We start from the raw sequence: 17,633 nt of genomic DNA on the forward strand, positions 1-17,633 counted from the left end.
GACAATTTGATGGTTATAAATAAAGTAATAAAATGGGTATGAATGATTGGGTTATGTTGGTGACCGCACTCGGTGGCATTGAGGGCATCAAGCAGCTTATTAAGTGGTGGATGTCGCGTAAGACCAACGCGCGTATTGAGGACGCGCATGCTGATGTCGAGGAGTTCAAGGCATTACGGGAGTACAACGAGTTCCTGCAGAAGCAGCTTTCGGAGAAGGAACAGCGATTTGTGGAGCAGACAGACCGGCTCCGTAAGGCACAGGATGAGCTGTTTACACTGAAGGAGACTAATTCTGACCTGAAACTGGAACTGGCACTGAAACGGTGTGAGAGAAAGAAGTGCGGTGATAGAGAACCGCAAAATGGGTATTAATTGAATAAGGAGGAAAATTGAAATGGCGAATGTGAATCAACTTGCACCGTTTATCCTAAAATGGGAAGGCGGTTTCGTGAATGACCCGGCAGACCTTGGAGGTGCTACGAATATGGGTGTGACTATCGGTACGTGGAAGTCATGCGGCTATGACAAGGACGGCGACGGTGATATAGACGTGGATGACCTGCGTCTGCTTACCCGTGAGGATGTCGTTAACCGGGTGCTCAAGCCGCATTATTGGGACAGATGGAAAGCTGACGAGATTAAATCGCAATCAGTTGCTAATATCCTTGTCGATTGGGTGTGGGCATCGGGTGCACACGGAATAAAAATACCGCAGCGGTTGCTTGGTGTTTCTGTAGATGGTATTGTAGGTCCTAAGACCATTGCTGCGGTGAATGCCAGGAACCCTCGTGAGTTGTTCGACATGATTAAGATTGCACGGTTCGATTTCATCGAGGATATATGCAAAAAACGTCCGGCGAACAATAAATTCAAACGGGGGTGGATGAATCGGATTAATGATTTAAGGTTCGAGGAATGAAAAGATTACTGTGGATATTGGTTGTATTGCTGCTTATAGCTTGTGTGACGGCTTGGTTCCGTCCGCATGAGCAGCCTCCGGCTGAAGTTCGTGTAGAGACGAAGATAAAGACGGTTGTCAAGGTAGATACGATGCTTATCTCTGCACCGATGGCTGTGTTCTGGCGTTTCGTGCCGGATGATACGACACGGATAGGTGATACCTTGCTTCATCGCAAGCAAGTGATATATAGAGACAGTTCGTATCGTGCTGTGGTAAGTGGATATGTAGACCCTCGGCTGGATAGTATGGTGGTGTATCCGAAGACTGTGTATCAGACGGTGACGAATGATATCTATCATCCGGTGGTTGTCAAGCCGAAAAGGAAGCGCTGGGGATTAGGGTTGCAGGTAGGATATGGCTATCCGGGTGGTTTTTATGTCGGTGGTGGGGTGAGTTATAATTTGTTTATGTGGTAGAAAAAACATACCTTTGTTGCTGTAGTAGTTTTACTTATCATTCATTTGATAAGTGGCCCCGGCTTCCGTCGGGGCTTTTTATACAAGAAATGATTAGTTAAAAGTATTCCAGTGCCTACTTTCTTTTATATCTAAGTTGATATAAGCTCAGATATGATTATCTGAAAGTAAGAACAAATAATAATAGTATTAGATATGAAACAGAGAAGAAATAGGTCTGAGTCCAACTATAAACGTGCAAAGATTAATTCGTGGTGCAGGCTTTTAGAAAAGGATTTTGATTGGGATTATACGTTTTTATTGGAAATAGAGCGCAAGAAAATAATAGAAATGTATGAATACTTTAAAAAGTGTACGCGTTCGGATAAAATGCCTATAGTGGCAAGAGACTTGCAACTTTGCATTGGCCTATTGGATATTGTGCTCGAAAAAGATAATTTGCAGTTGGAATTTTCAGGAATGAAGACTATGCGTAGAGATGACGGTATGTATGAAATGGTAGAAAGTCCGCATATAATAGCTTGTAGGAATCTATACATTAACACTAAAAATGCATCAAGGTTCTGCCTATTTAATTTCCCGACAGATGATTATGATATTGAAATTATTCATAAAGAGGAATTGAGAAGATATAAGGCGTGGTATCTATATAATAAAATCAGAACTTACAAGTTGTTTTCTTGGTGGGATTAGGTAATAGGCATCCATCATTCTTACATCGTAAGGTTTTGATAGGTAAAGCAGTCCAATAAGCGACCTTTTTTCTTTGGCTTCTCTCTGCTATGATTTATCTTTGCAACAAAAAAATATGGCATACAATTATGACGAAGAAAGCGTGAATGCCTTAATGAAATGGGCTGAGAACGCACTATTACCCAAAGAGGTGACATTAAGTGAGGCAGAACATATTTTTGATACCTCCATGTACGTCCACGCCAACATCTGCGACATAAACCAGCACTATCCGGACCCGTTCTACAATCCGGCGATTGACAGGTTGTATCGGTTGAAAAAATATATGGAAGATAATATGTAGGACTGTAGGAGTGTAGGAGACCAATATTAGCCTCCTACATTATTTATATCTACATATCGGGAAAATCCTCTTGTATCAAGGAGCTTTTTACTCCGAATCTTTTTTGCAAGTATCTCTCTGTAGTAGTAATTGATTTATGCCTGAAGTGCTTTTGGATTTCCCATGTATTAACTCCTGCATTGACCAGTTTTACTCCAGCGGTATGTTTGAAGCTGTAAAGCTTGTATCTTTTGCTTAATCCCAGTTTATCCCTGATTCTGTCAAATCTATATCTGAAGGTGTTTTTTCCAAGCTTGTATTTTCCTGGCTGGCCGTCTCGAGAGAAAAGATACCAGTCTTCCGGATAGTTGCCTATCTTCAGCAGGTCATCAAGAGCTTCATAAAGCTGCCTTGGCATGTTGACTGTTTCTGTCAGTCCGTTCTTGCTGATATCCTGACGGATGGTAATGGATGCTGTCTCCAGATTGATGTCACGTATCTGCAGATACAAGCATTCTTTCGGACGGATTGCACAATAGTATTCAAGCTGACATAATAGCAGGAGTTGCGGGTCGTGCTCTCTCATATAGTCAATCAATATATTTCGGATCTTGTCTGGAATTGGGCTTGCCGCTTCGTCTCTTTTCTCACCAAGATTAGGTATATTGGTGACTGGATTGGCTACAACAAGCTTTTTGTGTAGTAAGTAATCGAAAAAAGTATGCAATAACTGCTTGTATTTCAATACTGTCCTGCGACTGACATGTCCAGTTTCGACTATGTGATAAAAAAACTTGTGTATATGTTCTTCTGATATTACATGCACGTTCTTGTTTGCCAAGCACCCTGCTTCCACCCATTCACAGAAGATCCTCAGTTTGGAACAGTAAGTCTGATAGGAGGAATGCGCAAGTTCGGCTTTTTTCAGTTGGAGGAATTCTGAAATGTGCACTCTGATACTGACGGCACCCCTGCTGTCATTGCCCCATCTGTTGACCATGGCCTGATACATGAGCTCGTCTTGATAGGTAACATGGTTTTCTGCGAACGGATCCTCTCCACTGTTGAGTTTGTTTTTGATTGTAGAAATCACTTTCTCGGCATGGGCACGCCTGGCACTTTCCGTTGCCAGTTCCGCAAAGCCTTCATAATGCCGGAACCGCTTCATCTCCCCGGTTTGTGGATCCCTCAAGGAATATTCCACATACCATTTTTTTGTTAGATCTCCGCCACAATCCTTTAGCTTGGGCAGGATAAATACTGATTTCTTTCTTGCCATTTTTGCTGTTTTTTGAATTAAGGGTGATGATTTACTAACTCAATAGACAGTTAAATAGACAGTTATTCTTGTTGGACGCTTCCATATACAAAAATAAGTTGTTGAAAATCAACAACTTATTTATTTAAGTCGGGGTAGCGGGATTCGAACCCACGACCCCCTGCTCCCAAAGCAGGTGCGCTAACCGGACTGCGCTACACCCCGAATACTTTACTTCTGAAAAGCGAGTGCAAAGGTAAAAACAATTCTGATACCAACCAAACATTTAGGCAAGTTTTATGCAATTAAAATTACATTTTCAGATAGAAATCCTTCGTTAAAGCTACATATTCAGGGGTAAACTCATTGTGATTCACCTCAATACAGAGTTTCTCTTCTCTACACTCTTTTGCTTCAAAACCAAAGTTCAGCAATACCCGTCTACACGGTTTTCCGGGCTTGGTGAAGACTTGCACACGATGCAATGGAAACAACTTATGGTTCCAAGCTGTATCCACAACCGTTTTTTCAGCTTCCGCTGGAATAATGATGCTTACGACTCCTTGCTCTTCAAGCAAAGATGCCGAACGATGAAACAGTAAATCGTAATTCAAATTGCCCGCATGCCGTGCTGTGCACCTTTGTTCGTCAGGACATTTCAACGCATCTATAAAATAGGGAGGATTGGAAACGATGAGGTCAAATCTGTTTTCCGGCTGATAATCTCGGAAATCATGACATATGACCTCTACTCTATCGGCCCATGGAGAGTGAGATACATTTTCTGTGGCTTGTCCGGCTGCAGCCGCATCTATCTCGATTGCAGTAATCCGGGCATGCGGATTCCTTTGCGCTAACTGTAAGGCTATTAATCCGGTACCGGTTCCAACGTCCAGTATACGCTTTGCTTTGTCTGCCGGGGCCCATGCCCCAAGTAGTACACCATCTGTGCCGACCTTCATGGCGCATTTATCATGAAATATGGTAAATTGTTTAAACTTAAAAGATGATTTTGGCATGTTTATCTTCTTTAATTGGGCTCAAAAATAATCAAAGCCTGCATATTTGTCATAAAATTGGCACTGTTTTTGTCTTTTTAAAGGGTGAAGAACGTTTATTTATGAAGAAATAGCTTAACTTTGCAGGCGCTTTATTGGCCTGCCAATATGACATAAACTAAAAAGAAAGAAATGAAGAAAAGAAATTACCTGAGTGATGTCGAAGATAGAAGCGGAAACGCTTTCTCTGTAATTGCTGATTTTGAGGGGAATGAAGAACAATTGATGGACATTGAGGTAGAAGAGGTTTTACCGATATTGCCTCTCCGAAATATGGTATTGTTCCCTGGGGTGTTTATGCCGGTATCTGTAGGAAGAAAATCTTCCCTCAAATTGGTGCGTGAAGCAGAAAAGAAAAATTCTTATATAGCTGTTGTATGCCAAAAGGTGGCTGAAACAGAGACACCTCTGTTTGAGGATTTACATACCATCGGTACAGTTGCCAAGATAGTACGTGTGCTTGAAATGCCAGACCAGACAACTACCGTCATTCTGCAAGGCTCCAAACGTATGGAACTGAAGGAGATTACGGATACGACTCCTTATCTGAAGGGACGGATAGCTACGCTGAATGAAGAACTTCCGGAGAAGAATGACAAGGAATTCCATGCATTGGTAGAGGCGTGTAAAGACTTGACAGTACGCTACATCAAGTCATCCGATATGTTTCCGCAGGATTCGGCATTTGCCATCAAGAACATTACCAATCCAATGTTTTTGGTAGACTTTATCTGTACGAACCTGCCACTCAAGAAAGACGAAAAGATAGAACTGCTCCGTATCGACTCTTTGCGGGCGCGTACCTACCGCCTGCTTGAGATTCTGAATCGTGAAGTGCAGCTTGCCGAAATCAAAGAGTCTATCCAGATGCGTGCACGTGAGGATATAGACCAGCAGCAGCGTGAGTATTTCCTGCAGCAGCAGATTAAAACCATTCAGGATGAGCTGGGTGGCGGCGGTCAAGAGCAGGAAATAGAGGAGATGCGTAAGAAGGCGGAGACCATCAAATGGAATGATGAGGTGAAGGCTACGTTCCTGAAAGAGGTGGATAAGTTGGAACGTACCCATCCCCAGTCTCCCGACTATAGCGTGCAGCTGAACTATCTGCAGACGATGCTTAGTTTACCGTGGGGCATTTATACGACGGATAATCTGAGCCTTGTCAATGCAGAAAAGACACTGAACAAAGACCATTATGGTTTGGAGAAGGTGAAGGAACGCATTCTGGAACATCTTGCTGTATTAAAGCTGAAGGGCGATATGAAGTCCCCCATCATCTGTCTGTATGGCCCTCCGGGTGTGGGAAAAACCTCTTTGGGGCGTTCCATTGCTGCCGCCTTGAAGCGTAAGTATATCCGTATGTCGCTGGGAGGCGTGCATGATGAAGCTGAGATTCGCGGTCATCGTAAAACCTATATCGGTGCCATGCCGGGACGGATTATCAAGAATCTGATAAAGGCAGGCTCCTCCAATCCGGTATTTATTCTGGATGAAATAGACAAGGTGAGTGCCGACCGCCAGGGAGACCCCTCCTCTGCCCTCCTCGAAGTGCTCGACCCGGAACAGAATACTACATTCCATGATAACTTTCTGGATGTGGACTATGATTTGTCCAAAGTGATGTTCATCGCTACTGCCAATAATCTGAATACCATCCCCGGACCGTTGCTGGACCGTATGGAGCTGATTGAGGTAAGCGGCTATATCACGGAAGAAAAGATTGAGATTGCCCGCCGCCATCTGGTTCCGAAGGAATTGGAGGCAAACGGTATGAAAAAGAATGATATCAAGATTCCGAAGAACACACTGGAAGCCATTATAGAGAATTATACCCGTGAGAGCGGCGTGCGCGAACTGGAAAAGAAAATCGGAAAGATACTCCGTAAATCTGCACGCCAATATGCTACGGACGGTTATTTTGCGAAGACCGAAATAAAACCGGGAGACTTGTATGAATTCCTGGGTGCACCCGAATATACCCGGGACAAGTATCAGGGTAATGAGTATGCAGGGGTGGTGACCGGTCTGGCGTGGACTGCCGTAGGTGGTGAAATACTTTTCGTGGAAACCAGCCTGAGCCGTGGCAAGGGTGGACGTTTGACATTGACCGGCAATTTGGGTGATGTAATGAAAGAGTCGGCCATGCTGGCATTGGAATACATCAAGGCGCATGCCTCCCTGCTGAATCTTGACGAAGAGATTTTTGATAACTGGAACATCCATGTCCATGTGCCCGAAGGCGCCATTCCGAAAGACGGTCCGTCTGCCGGTATCACGATGGCTACCTCCCTCGCTTCTGCCCTCACCCAGAAAAAGGTGAAGGCCAATCTTGCCATGACGGGAGAGATAACACTTCGCGGTAAGGTACTTCCGGTAGGAGGCATCAAGGAGAAGATACTGGCTGCCAAGCGTGCCGGTATCAAGGAGATTATCTTGAGCGACGAGAACCGCAAGAATATAGAAGAGATACAGGATATATATCTGAAAGGACTGACTTTCCACTATGTGAAAGATATTAAGGAAGTGTTTGCCATTGCGCTGACTGATGAAAAAGTAGCCGATGCCATCGACTTGTCCGTAAAGAAAGAAAAGACCGAAAAGAAAGAGGAATGACATTCGAGTTACAATATACAGACAGCAAGACCAATGCACGTGCCGGACTGATTACTACTGACCACGGGCAGATTGAGACACCTATCTTTATGCCGGTAGGTACAGTGGGAACAGTGAAAGGCGTGCATCTGCCTGAGCTGAAAGAGGACATAAAGGCGCAGATTATATTGGGTAATACCTATCATCTTTATCTGCGTCCGGGACTGGAAGTGATAGAAAAAGCCGGTGGACTGCATAAGTTCAACGGCTTTGACCGTCCTATGCTGACAGATAGTGGCGGCTTCCAGGTATTTTCGTTGTCCGGTATCCGCAAGTTGCGCGAAGAAGGTGCGGAATTCCGTTCACACATCGATGGTAGCAAGCATATCTTTACACCGGAGAAGGTGATGGATATAGAACGGACTATCGGTGCAGACATCATGATGGCCTTTGATGAATGTCCTCCGGGGGATTCGGACTACGAATATGCCAAAAAATCACTGGGATTGACACATCGCTGGCTAGACCGTTGTATCAAGCGTTTCAACGAAACAGAACCGAAGTACGGTTATCAGCAATCCTTATTTCCCATTGTGCAGGGGTGCGTCTATCGCGACCTCCGCGAGCAGTCGGCAGAGTTTGTTGCCTCTAAAGGTGCTGACGGTAATGCCATTGGCGGTCTGGCTGTGGGCGAGCCTGTAGACAAGATGTACGAGATGATTGAGCTGGTGAACGGTATTCTTCCCAAAGACAAGCCTCGCTATCTGATGGGAGTCGGGACCCCGGTAAACATTCTAGAGGGCATTGAACGCGGTGTCGATATGTTCGACTGTGTGATGCCTACCCGCAACGGACGCAACGGCATGTTGTTTACCAAGGACGGCATCATGAACATGCGCAACAAAAAATGGGAAATGGATTTCTCTCCCATTGAAGCAGACGGTGCCTCCTACGTAGATACCATGTACAGCAAGGCATACTTGCGCCATCTGTTCCATGCACAAGAGCTGCTTGCCATGCAGATAGCATCTATCCACAACTTGGCTTTCTATCTGTGGCTGGCAGGCGAGGCACGTAAGCATATCATTGCAGGCGACTTTGCTACCTGGAAACCGATGATGGTGAAACGCGTATCGACAAGATTATGAGAAAAATGAACTGGAGGATATGGAAGAATATAAAGCTGCCGAGAGGTAAATTCCTGAAGCGGCTGGACTGGTACATCATTAAGAAGTTCCTGGGTACATATGTCTTTGCCATCGCATTGATTATCTCCATTGCGGTGGTGTTCGACTTCAACGAGAAGATGGACCGCTTCATGTCTCATGAAGCGCCGTGGAATGCTATTGTCTTTGATTATTATCTGAACTTCATCCCCTACTTTGCCAATCTGTTCAGTCCGCTGTTCGTGTTTATCGCAGTAATCTTCTTTACTTCCAAACTGGCAGAGAACTCGGAAATTATTGCTATGTTCTCTACGGGAATGAGCTTCAAGCGTATGTTGCGTCCTTACATGGTGTCTGCAGCAATCATTGCGGTAGTAACATTCTGCCTCGGGTCCTATGTCATTCCCAAAGGCAGTGTGACACGTATCAATTTTGAGGACAAGTACTACAAACCCCGTAAGGCGAATACGGCACGGAACATCCAGCTGGAAGTGGATTCGGGGGTAATTGCCTATATCGAACGTTTTGAAGACTACAGCAAGACCGGTTATCGCTTTTCTTTGGACAAGTTCAATGACAAGCAACTGGTCTCCCACCTTACAGCCCGTTCCATTACCTACGACACGACGGCCGTGCATAAGTGGAAAATCAAGGATTATATGATTCGCCAGATGGATGGCATGAAGGAGAGTATCACGAAGGGTGACCGCATAGACACTACCCTTTTTATGGAGCCTGCCGACTTCCTGATTATGAAGAACCAGCAGGAGATGTTGACCAGCCCTCAGCTAAGCGAGTACATCAACAGGCAGCGGCAACGCGGCTTTGCCAACATTAAGGAATTTGAGATAGAGTACCACAAACGCATTGCCATGTCGTTTGCCTCCTTTATCCTGACGCTGATTGGAGTGTCTTTGTCTTCCAAGAAAACGAAAGGTGGAATGGGATTGCATTTAGGTATAGGCTTGGCATTGAGTTTCTCTTATATTCTGTTTCAGACCATTGCTTCCACATTTGCCGTGAACGGCAACATGCCTCCGGTCATCGCTGTGTGGATACCGAATATAATGTATGCCTTCATTGCATTCTATCTATATAGGAAAGCGCCGAAATAAGCATTCTAAACCTCTACTTCAGCTTGCTCAAGTTGAGGTTTGGCGTACTAAAGCAGAGGTTTAGGATGTTTGTCTCTGGAAGCCCATTAAAATAAGAAGCCCTCCCACTCTTGCGTTGTACAAGTGCGGGAGGGGCTTTTTGTTGTATTCATTTTCCTCTTTTGTTCTGTTCCCTTTTTTGCCGGAAAGAGACGTCGGTTTCTAGGGAACACCCTCACTTTCGTCTTACAGGTTCTTTAAGTTGCTGTTGTATGCACCGGGCATCAGCAAGCTTAATTCAAGTAAGCGGAAAGTTCTGCAGCAGAGATGTTTTTGGCAATAATTACACCATTATCATCCAGTAAATAGTTAGTGAATCCGCGGCCCAAGCGATATTTCTTAAAGAGGCCGGAATATTCGCCTTTAGTTTCCACGAAACAAGTGGGCGTAACTATTTGGTCCTTACGGATGGTTTCTTCAAAGATTGACTGATACTCATCGAATGAAACTGAAACCATCTTCACATTGTTGCGGGCAGTAGAGCGAAGCGCATTGCTCAAACTTGCGTTTTGCATCCGGGACTGCGCGTCGTAACTTGCCCAAAAACTGAGCAATACATACTTTCCTCTCAAGTCTGAAAGTTCGGTTTGGGATTGCTCTGCCGACATGGTTTGGATTTTGAAATCCGGGGCCATGTCACCCACATTCAAACCTCCGGTAGGTTTGTCTTTTTCTACAAAAGAAGTCAAGGAACTTATTAGTAATACAACAAAAATCCATTTTGCATATTTCATGCGGCACGGTTTTGGTTAATACTATCCGGGACTGTCCTTCAACAGTGATTTCTTCCCGGAACATCGTCTTGTCAAAGCCTTGAATAGTGATAAAGACACTGATAATCAAAGCTTTTAATTCTGAAATCGGGTGCAAAGGTAAGTAATTCCGAAACAAACTTCCAAATAAACAAGCATTTTTCTCACTTTTTAGAGGCATATTTTTATGTTATTTAGCATAAATAGCGGGAATTTTCCTTACTTTTGTAGCCTATTATTCTATCAAAAAGATGACTTATGCAACCATTGAACACTGAACTCATCCTGATACGTATTACGGGTGAAGACCGTCCGGGACTGACAGCTTCCGTGACGGAAATTCTGGCGAAATATGATGCTACCATTCTGGATATTGGCCAGGCAGATATTCACAATACTCTTTCGTTGGGCATTTTGTGCAAGACGGAAGAACAACACTCGGGGTTCATTATGAAGGAACTGCTTTTCAAGGCTTCCTCCCTGGGAGTGACTGTCCGTTTCTACCCCATTACTACCAAAGAGTACGAGGATTGGGTGAATATGCAGGGAAAGAACCGCTATATTCTTACTTTATTGGGGCGTAAGTTGTCTGCCCGTCAAATATCTGCCGTTACCCGTATTCTTGCAGAGCAAGGCATGAATATCGATGCCATCAAGCGCCTTACAGGACGTATCCCGCTGGACGAATGCGAATCGCGTACACGCGCCTGCATCGAATTTTCCGTTCGTGGCACTCCGAAAGACCGTATTGCCATGCAAGAACAGTTAATGAAACTGGCAACCGAACTGGAAATGGATTTCTCTTTCCAGTTGGACAATATGTACCGCCGGATGCGCCGCCTCATTTGCTTCGATATGGACTCTACGCTGATTGAAACGGAAGTGATTGATGAATTGGCCATACGTGCAGGTGTGGGCGACCAGGTGAAGGCCATTACCGAACGTGCCATGCGTGGTGAGATAGATTTCATCGAGAGCTTTCGCGAACGAGTGGCTTTGTTGAAAGGATTGGATGAGTCCGTGATGCAGGAGATTGCAGAGAATCTTCCCATTACGGAAGGTGTGGATCGCCTGATGTATGTTTTGAAGAAATACGGTTACAAGATAGCTATTCTTTCGGGAGGGTTTACCTACTTCGGGCAGTACCTCCAGAAGAAGTACGGTATAGACTATGTGTATGCCAACGAGCTGGAAATAGAGGATGGCAAACTGACCGGCCGCTATCTCGGTGATGTAGTCGACGGTAAGCGTAAGGCGGAGTTGCTGCGTTTGATAGCTCAGGTGGAGAAAGTGGATATTGCGCAGACTATTGCTGTGGGCGACGGTGCCAACGACCTGCCCATGCTGGGAATTGCCGGCCTTGGAATCGCTTTCCATGCAAAGCCCAAAGTAGTTGCCAATGCCAAGCAATCCATCAACACCATCGGCTTAGATGGCGTACTTTACTTTCTGGGATTTAAGGATTCATACATTGATATTCCCCGTTGAAGGCAGATGCTTGAAACAAATTTGCAAGCCCTTGAGATAATTATTGTCCCAAGGGCTTATTTTTTTACTGTAAGAGTCTATTTTATAAGTCTTTTTCCTATCTTTGTACGCAAATTTAAAAGAGATACATGAAGTTTTCAGAACTACATTTAAATGGCGATGTGCTGGAGGCACTGGATGCCATGCGCTTTGAAGAGTGCACCCCCATACAAGAAAAATCAATTCCCGTCATACTCGAAGGTCGAGATTTAATAGCAGTGGCACAAACCGGAACGGGAAAAACAGCCGCATATTTGTTGCCTATATTGAACAAGCTTTCAGAGGGCGGACACCCTGCCGATGCCATCAATTGCATTGTCATGGCTCCTACCCGCGAGTTGGCGCAACAGATAGACCAACAGATGGAAGGTTTCTCTTATTTCATGCCGGTTTCCAGCGTGGCTGTGTATGGCGGTAATGACGGAATACTGTTCGAGCAGCAGAAAAGAGGGTTGACACTGGGTGCTGATGTCGTTATTGCTACCCCGGGGCGTTTGATAGCCCATCTTAGCCTTGGTTATGTAGATCTTTCCCGTGTCTCTTATTTTATTTTGGATGAAGCAGACCGGATGCTGGATATGGGATTCTATGATGACATTATGCAGATTGTCAAGTTTCTCCCTAAAGAGCGGCAGACCATTATGTTCTCTGCTACCATGCCTGCCAAGATACAACAGTTGGCTGGCAACATTCTGAACAATCCCGCCGAAGTGAAGTTGGCGGTTTCCAAACCAGCGGAAAAGATTGTGCAGGCAGCCTATGTCTGCTACGAGAATCAGAAGCTGGGCATCATCCGTAGCCTCTTTGCAGAGGAGACGCCGGAACGCGTCATCATCTTTGCTTCTTCCAAACTGAAAGTGAAGGAAGTGACCAAAGCCTTGAAGCAGATGAAACTGAACGTTGGTGAAATGCACTCCGATTTAGAGCAGGCACAGCGCGAAGAAGTGATGTACGAATTCAAGGCAGGACGTATCAATATCCTGGTAGCTACAGATATCGTTGCGAGAGGTATTGATATCGATGACATCCGTCTGGTGATAAACTATGACGTTCCCCACGACAGTGAAGATTATGTGCACCGCATCGGACGTACGGCGCGTGCCAATAATGACGGCGTAGCCATCACTTTCGTTTCCGAAAAGGAGCAGGGGAACTTTAAGAATATCGAAAAATTCCTGGATAGGGACATCTATAAGATACCGGTTCCCGAGGAGCTGGGCGAAGCCCCCGAATACAAGCCGAGAGCATTTGACGGAGGAAGACGGGGCGGCCGTGGAAACGGACGTAAGCCAGGAGGAAACAAGAACGGCCGTAACAACAGTAAAGGTGGAAAGCCCAGAGCCAAACGTCCACAGAATGGCGGCGAGAAGAAATAAACATTGTGGTGAAGAAAAGAAATAGAAAAAGCGGATTTATTCCGCTTTTTCTATGTTCATTGTATTGTCAAAACCAATAATCATATTTACCAAATTGTATACGGAACTTTCGGGTATGCCGAGGGTTGCCTGATAATGGTACCCCTTACTATCCACACCCATGAAATTCATATCGGCAAGAATGGCCTGGTCCAGCATTTCGGCAGGGAATATATCCGCAAACATCTTTTTAGTGATGTCCTGGCCATAAAGCATCTTCTTCCCTTCGTATACACAGATGTGGATTACATTATCATAATACACATTGTCCACACTGATTCCATTTTCAGAATAGGAAGTCTTGAAAACCTTCATCTTTGAGGGGTTGATATATACATATCCCCTATATCTTGTATTCTTGTATGTTACGATACTGTCTTTCTTTATCACTTCCGGAGTAGTAGAAATGACCTCCACTTCTCGACTGGTGAAAACCAAAGAATCTTCCGCATTCTCTGATTTATGCAGTTTAATTACTTCGTCGGCCAGCGAGTGGAACCAGAAGCTGTATTCCGTTTGACGGTCTATCTTATAGGCCACCGGTTCATTACTGTATATGTAGATTGTATCGTGAACAACCTTGAAAGGTACGGGAGCGCTTTGCGGGTTGGCATAATATACCGTATCCCCTTCGATGCGCATCAACGGCATTTCTGTTTCATCGTTCACCCAGATGCCTTGCAACAGTTGTTTTGCAGTAAGGTCTTCCTTGACGGAAACCTCCCCGTTTTGTCTGTTGCTGCATGATGCCAATGAGACAACAAGTACAATGAGAATCGCACTTCTTTTTATTGTCATAACGTCCCTATTTATTTCTTTTCTTTTTTCTGCAACTTTATTTTCCGATGCAATGATATGTGAAACCTTGTTCTTCCATATCTTTCTTGTCGTAAATGTTACGTCCGTCCAATACCAACGGCTGTTCCATAGTTTTCTTGATGACTGCCCATGAAGGCAGGCGGAATTCTTTCCATTCGGTCACCAGCATCAGTGCATCTGCATCCAGCGCAGCATCATACATATCTGTTGCATAATAAATACTTTCTCCTATGCGGCGTCGGCATTCGTTCATGGCAGCCGGGTCGTAGGCACGTACTTTACAACCGGCCTTCAGCAACTCGTCAATCAATACCAGAGCCGGGGCTTCACGCATGTCATCTGTTTCGGGTTTAAAGGCCAGCCCCCAAATGGCAATGGTCTTTCCCTCCAAATCATTATTGAAATGCTTCTGCAACTTTTCGAATAAGATACTCTTCTGTTTCTCGTTCACCTCCTCTACTGCATGGAGTACACGCATCTTGTAGCCGCTCAGTTCAGCCGTTTTAATCAGTGCCTTTACATCCTTAGGGAAGCATGAACCGCCGTAACCTATCCCCGGATAGAGGAACTTGCGTCCGATACGGGTATCCGAACCGATACCACTGCGCACCATGTTTACATCCGCTCCCACTAATTCGCACAAATTGGCAATGTCGTTCATGAAGCTGATGCGGGTGGCAAGCATGGAGTTAGCTGCATACTTTGTCATTTCTGCAGAAGGGATGTCCATAAAGATGACACGGAAGTTGTTCAGCAGGAATGGTTTGTAGAGCTTGCTCATTATCTTCTTGGCTCGTTCGGACTCTACTCCCACCACTACACGGTCGGGACTCATAAAATCGTTGATAGCATTACCTTCTTTCAGAAACTCGGGATTCGAAGCGACATCGAAGTCAATGTTCATCCCTCTCTTATCAAGTTCTTCTTGAATGGTAGCCCGCACTTTTCTGGCAGTACCTACGGGAACGGTACTTTTGGTTACCACCAACACATATTTCTGCATATTGCGTCCAATGGTGCGGGCAACTTCCAGCACATAGCTCAAGTCGGCACTTCCATCCTCATCGGGTGGTGTACCTACGGCACTGAATACCACTTCCACCTCATTCAGACAACTCTCCAGAGACGTGGTGAATTGCAGGCGTCCTGCTTTCACATTCCGGCTAACCATTTCTTCCAGTCCATTTTCATAGATAGGAATAACACCCTTTTTCAGTGACTCTATCTTTTCACTGTTCGTGTCTACGCAAATAACGTTGACACCGATTTCCGCAAAGCAGGTTCCGGTTACCAAACCGACGTATCCTGTACCGACAATGGCTATTTTCATATTTTATTCATAATAGGCCGCATCCTTGAACGATACGGCATGTCCGTCTTTATCTGATAATAGAAGCTGTTCCGTAGCAACGGGCCATTCAATACCGATGGCTTCGTCGTCAAAACGGATGGATGCCTCGGATTGTGGTGCGTATACGTTGTCTACCTTGTATGTAAAGACAGCTTCATCGCTCAGCACCAGAAAACCGTGGGCAAAACCACGCGGAATGAAGAATTGTCTTTTGTTCTCCTCACTTAGCTCCACACTGACATACTTTCCGAAAGTGGGAGAAGATTTTCTTAAGTCGACAGCCACGTCCAGCACTTTTCCCTTAATGACACGTACCAGTTTGGCCTGGCTGCAATCACCCTTCTGGTAATGAAGACCACGTAATACACCGAAAGAGGATTTGGACTCATTGTCCTGGATGAAGTGAACGTTTCCGACATGTGCACGGAACTCTTCTTCCTTAAATGCTTCCATAAAGTATCCGCGGGCATCATGGAATACTTTCGGCTCAATCAGCCATACGCCGTCAATCTCTGTTTGTATGTAGTTCATTTTCTTAAAATGTTTTATGTACTTTCAGTTGGAATCCAAAATTGTCTCCATATATCTCTCCCATATCCAATGCAAGGGACGCGTTGAAGCACCAGCCCTTCCATTTACGGGGAATATAGTAAAACGATGCAAAAGTAGAAAAATTTTCTAATATATCGGGTATCGGACGATGAGGAGTTCCCCAAGTTCTGTTGTGGGACAATTTTGCCACATATCTCCACTCACTGCTGATGTCGCCGCTCCATCCCAGATGCAGGGCCTTAACGCGATTGTACTTGAAACTCATATCGCCATCCTTATTATAGATAGGCGATGCTATCAACGGATTGGCTATCGCCATACCCCAATGTGCCCATCCTGGGTAGTAACCGTTGTTGTAGTAGTTGTCGGCTCCTCCGGTCTTACCTACTACAGAATTTTGCAAACCGTGCAGTGGACCGCTCATATTGGTAGTCTGGAGATATTCGATAACGATTCCGTTGATGGCTTGTCTATGGTTGGATTTATATTCCACACCCCATAAGCCATCCCAACCGTTGAGTTTGGCCATGGCGGAGAAGTCATCAAAATGATTGTCCAGATAGGCGCTGATGGAGAAATCTTCCTTAGGACGATAAGTCATTTTGATATATTCGCTACCCAGAAAATTGCCTTGGAAAGCCAGATGTTCACCTACCGGTCCGTCCTCACGCCCGTGGCCGGGGAAGAATACGCGTACGTAATCCTTCCATCCGTTGCCCAAGTCTCCCAATTCGGAACCTCCAATCTTGTATCCTCCGAATTGGGTGTCGAGGGTCATTCCGAGTTCCAGTTGCCATTTTCCTTTGGGTATACCGATACGCAGGAACCCTTCTTTATGATGGTATTTGATACTCTTGGTGTACCAGTATTTTTCTCCGACTTGCTCCCGCTGGTATTTGTTATCTGTAAACCATCCGTACGAGATTTCTCCTTTCAGGCCTAAACGGGGTAGCAACTGTACATACTCGGGTATGCCTATCTGTACTTGTGGGATGGGACGCGCATTACCCGACCAGGTCATGCCGCCACTACTCAGCTCTTGATTCAGCAATGGAGAATTCTGTTCCCGGCTTCCGGCAAAGAATCCAAACCACTTGTAACGGATGTCTACGTAAGCCTGCTGTACAATGAAGGAGGTCGTGCTGAATCCGGCTGCTGCAACCAAATCCAGTGCTTCTTCAAACTTCCATTTTCCAAGTTGGTGTTTGTAGGATATTCCTCCACGTATGTAAGTATTGTTGTCGAGCGAAGTGAGTCCTTGCTGGTTGCTGACCTGCCAAAGAGGAGTATTGTCACCGGTATGCAGGGCTGCTCCATATTCTACGAATGAGGACAGCTGCTGTGCCAGCATCGTGTTCTTTCCTATGAACAAGAAAACCATCAGACAGAAAATAATACGCATAATAGTCTTTTGTTAAGTGTTTAGGTTTGTATACTCTTGCGAGGGGCAATTGTCTTTCTATTCTTGACGAGTATAGTTAAACGGTACAAAAGTAGAAATTTTTCCGGTAAAAATTCCTTCTCTTGCCAAAAAACCTTTTTCAAATACATTTTCAATGTGCAATGTTCATAATTTGTTGATAAGAAAAAAGCTC

Annotated in this window: 17 protein-coding genes and 1 tRNA gene; 10 read left to right on the top strand and 8 right to left on the bottom strand. The window is 45.0% G+C overall.

Annotated features, from left to right (window positions below; genetic code table 11):
- The first annotated feature begins 32 nt into the window (after positions 1 to 32).
- From DW800_RS11760 to DW800_RS11780, 5 genes are all read left to right on the top strand, one after another.
- Positions 33 to 374 (top strand): hypothetical protein, encoded by a 342-nt coding sequence (locus tag DW800_RS11760; protein WP_119958097.1) that lies wholly within the window; start codon positions 33 to 35, stop codon positions 372 to 374.
- Positions 375 to 396: 22 nt separating this feature from the next.
- Positions 397 to 921 carry a glycoside hydrolase family 108 protein gene (locus tag DW800_RS11765; protein ID WP_119958098.1) on the top strand — a complete coding sequence of 175 codons (525 nt, stop codon included), beginning with the start codon at positions 397 to 399 and terminating at the stop codon, positions 919 to 921.
- On the top strand, positions 918 to 1,379 hold the full coding sequence (locus DW800_RS11770) for a DUF6808 domain-containing protein (protein ID WP_119958099.1): 462 nt from the start codon (positions 918 to 920) through the stop codon (positions 1,377 to 1,379). Before DW800_RS11765 ends, DW800_RS11770 begins: the two co-directional genes overlap by 4 nt.
- 195 nt (positions 1,380 to 1,574) lie before the next feature.
- Positions 1,575 to 2,072 carry a hypothetical protein gene (locus DW800_RS11775; protein WP_061411836.1) on the top strand — a complete coding sequence of 166 codons (498 nt, stop codon included), beginning with the start codon at positions 1,575 to 1,577 and terminating at the stop codon, positions 2,070 to 2,072.
- Between the two features lie 115 nt (positions 2,073 to 2,187).
- On the top strand, positions 2,188 to 2,415 hold the full coding sequence (locus tag DW800_RS11780) for a DUF6965 family protein (RefSeq protein WP_119958100.1): 228 nt from the start codon (positions 2,188 to 2,190) through the stop codon (positions 2,413 to 2,415).
- Positions 2,416 to 2,464: 49 nt separating this feature from the next.
- On the opposite strand, the gene DW800_RS11785 is transcribed toward DW800_RS11780, so the two are convergent.
- The 3 genes from DW800_RS11785 to DW800_RS11795 form a co-directional block, all read right to left on the bottom strand.
- A complete protein-coding gene (locus DW800_RS11785) occupies positions 2,465 to 3,673 on the bottom strand; it encodes a tyrosine-type recombinase/integrase (protein WP_119958101.1) in 1,209 nt (402 codons plus the stop codon).
- Positions 3,674 to 3,802: 129 nt separating this feature from the next.
- Positions 3,803 to 3,877, bottom strand: a tRNA-Pro gene (locus DW800_RS11790).
- A gap of 86 nt (positions 3,878 to 3,963) precedes the next feature.
- Positions 3,964 to 4,671, bottom strand: a complete 708-nt coding sequence (locus tag DW800_RS11795; protein ID WP_005825467.1) for a tRNA1(Val) (adenine(37)-N6)-methyltransferase — start codon at positions 4,669 to 4,671, stop codon at positions 3,964 to 3,966.
- A gap of 171 nt (positions 4,672 to 4,842) precedes the next feature.
- On the opposite strand from DW800_RS11795, the gene lon reads away from it, so the two are divergent.
- The 3 genes from lon to DW800_RS11810 are packed head-to-tail and all read left to right on the top strand — an operon-like array spanning position 4,843 to position 9,583.
- Positions 4,843 to 7,323, top strand: coding sequence for an endopeptidase La (gene lon, locus DW800_RS11800; protein WP_005825468.1), 2,481 nt, complete (start codon positions 4,843 to 4,845; stop codon positions 7,321 to 7,323).
- Positions 7,320 to 8,450, top strand: coding sequence for a tRNA guanosine(34) transglycosylase Tgt (tgt, locus tag DW800_RS11805; protein WP_005825470.1), 1,131 nt, complete (start codon positions 7,320 to 7,322; stop codon positions 8,448 to 8,450). The genes lon and tgt overlap by 4 nt, the downstream gene beginning before the upstream one ends.
- Positions 8,447 to 9,583, top strand: coding sequence for an LptF/LptG family permease (locus tag DW800_RS11810; protein WP_005825471.1), 1,137 nt, complete (start codon positions 8,447 to 8,449; stop codon positions 9,581 to 9,583). Before tgt ends, DW800_RS11810 begins: the two co-directional genes overlap by 4 nt.
- 272 nt (positions 9,584 to 9,855) lie before the next feature.
- Here the strand turns inward: DW800_RS11810 and DW800_RS11815 are convergent, their stop codons facing one another.
- Complete coding sequence (locus DW800_RS11815; protein WP_044467870.1) at positions 9,856 to 10,356, bottom strand: thioredoxin-like domain-containing protein; 501 nt, start codon at positions 10,354 to 10,356, stop codon at positions 9,856 to 9,858.
- 276 nt (positions 10,357 to 10,632) lie between these two features.
- Between DW800_RS11815 and serB the strand changes: the two genes are divergently transcribed.
- Positions 10,633 to 11,862, top strand: a complete 1,230-nt coding sequence (gene serB / locus DW800_RS11825) for a phosphoserine phosphatase SerB (RefSeq protein ID WP_005837143.1) — start codon at positions 10,633 to 10,635, stop codon at positions 11,860 to 11,862.
- A 128-nt stretch (positions 11,863 to 11,990) separates the two neighbouring features.
- Positions 11,991 to 13,277: a DEAD/DEAH box helicase gene (locus DW800_RS11830; RefSeq protein WP_044467634.1), complete on the top strand. Its 1,287-nt coding sequence runs from the start codon at positions 11,991 to 11,993 to the stop codon at positions 13,275 to 13,277.
- Positions 13,278 to 13,313: 36 nt separating this feature from the next.
- Here the strand turns inward: DW800_RS11830 and DW800_RS11835 are convergent, their stop codons facing one another.
- From DW800_RS11835 to DW800_RS11850, 4 genes are read right to left on the bottom strand one after another with little or no spacing between them, the layout of a single operon-like run.
- Entirely contained in the window at positions 13,314 to 14,114 is an 801-nt protein-coding gene (locus tag DW800_RS11835) for a DUF4738 domain-containing protein (protein WP_057097908.1), read from the bottom strand.
- A gap of 37 nt (positions 14,115 to 14,151) precedes the next feature.
- Positions 14,152 to 15,465 carry a UDP-glucose dehydrogenase family protein gene (locus tag DW800_RS11840; protein ID WP_005825480.1) on the bottom strand — a complete coding sequence of 438 codons (1,314 nt, stop codon included), beginning with the start codon at positions 15,463 to 15,465 and terminating at the stop codon, positions 14,152 to 14,154.
- Positions 15,466 to 15,468: 3 nt separating this feature from the next.
- A complete protein-coding gene (gene rfbC / locus DW800_RS11845) occupies positions 15,469 to 16,017 on the bottom strand; it encodes a dTDP-4-dehydrorhamnose 3,5-epimerase (RefSeq protein ID WP_117703307.1) in 549 nt (182 codons plus the stop codon).
- Between the two features lie 4 nt (positions 16,018 to 16,021).
- Positions 16,022 to 17,440: a capsule assembly Wzi family protein gene (locus tag DW800_RS11850; protein WP_035448527.1), complete on the bottom strand. Its 1,419-nt coding sequence runs from the start codon at positions 17,438 to 17,440 to the stop codon at positions 16,022 to 16,024.
- Positions 17,441 to 17,633: the final 193 nt, after the last annotated feature.

The sequence above is a fragment of the Bacteroides sp. AM32-11AC genome (genome assembly GCF_003603515.1).
Lineage (GTDB): Bacteria > Bacteroidota > Bacteroidia > Bacteroidales > Bacteroidaceae > Bacteroides > Bacteroides uniformis.